We start from the raw sequence: 939 nt of genomic DNA, 5'->3' as shown, positions 1-939 counted from the left end.
TGACGATACGTTGGTAGTTCCATGTTAAAGCCTGATTAACAGCCTCGTTTAAATATCTATAAACACCTACGTTGGTATTTGTAGTATATGTAGGCCCAACTTGCATCATCTTATATTCGCCAGGAATATCAAAAGTTCTAGTTTTAGAAGTGGAATATTGCTCCAAACTTGAATTTGCCGTCGATGTACTTCCAGCTGAAATAATTAAAGTGAAACCAACATCTCCAGTTTGAGCATTTAAACTTGAAAAGTAAAAAAAAGTAAAAGAACTGAGTAATAAATTGAATAACAAATTAATAGTGAGTGTGTTTGTTTTCATAGGTATAAAGATTAGATTAATATATAAGTACAGAATTTCCTTGGTTTACTAAAGTTTGTAGGTCTGTTAATCCCTGACCAGTAGGCTGTTCGCCATCTATTCTAATTGTTTTTCCACTTAATGGTTGAATCGTTATAAATTTACTTAAAATCGTATTTACAGTTGACGATGGTAATCCCCCATCTGGATAATATTCATAATTATTAACCAAACAATAATTTAAAGAAGGTAGATTTAGAATTGTAAAGTTTTCACTTGTTGAATATAATCGATTAGATATTTTTTCCAATAGAGGAAAGTTAATATTTATTTGAGATGACAAAATATTTAAATTAATAATTTCTTTAAGTGAAGAAAAATTAAATGTAGAATTAGTTGCTTCTATACCTATTCCTCCACAAATTTTTAATAATGGGAAATTGAAGGTTGAATTTATTGAAATTTGATCAAAATTTATACTACCATTTAAATCCTCTAAAACAGGGAAGGTAAGTGTTTGACCTGTTGGCCCGTACCCAATAGCAATACCTCCCAATGTTTTCAATTTGGGATAAGATATATTCGCTGCATGTACAAAATGTTCAAGAGTATATACTTCCTCTAATTCAGGCATATTAAAT

The 939-nt window shown here is 29.8% G+C and carries 2 protein-coding genes; both read right to left on the bottom strand.

Annotation, left to right across the window (positions count from 1 at the left end; translation table 11 throughout):
• On the bottom strand, positions 1-319 hold a 319-nt coding region (locus tag B0A58_RS14375; protein WP_133063151.1), incomplete at its 3' end, for a hypothetical protein.
• A 16-nt stretch (positions 320-335) separates the two neighbouring features.
• On the bottom strand, positions 336-939 hold a 604-nt coding region (locus B0A58_RS14370), incomplete at its 5' end, for a hypothetical protein (protein WP_207758854.1).

Origin of the sequence: Flavobacterium branchiophilum NBRC 15030 = ATCC 35035 (assembly GCF_002217205.1) — a bacterium.
GTDB lineage: Bacteria > Bacteroidota > Bacteroidia > Flavobacteriales > Flavobacteriaceae > Flavobacterium > Flavobacterium branchiophilum.
Note: the sequence above shows the minus strand (reverse complement) of the source record. Positions and strands in the feature narration are given on the sequence as shown.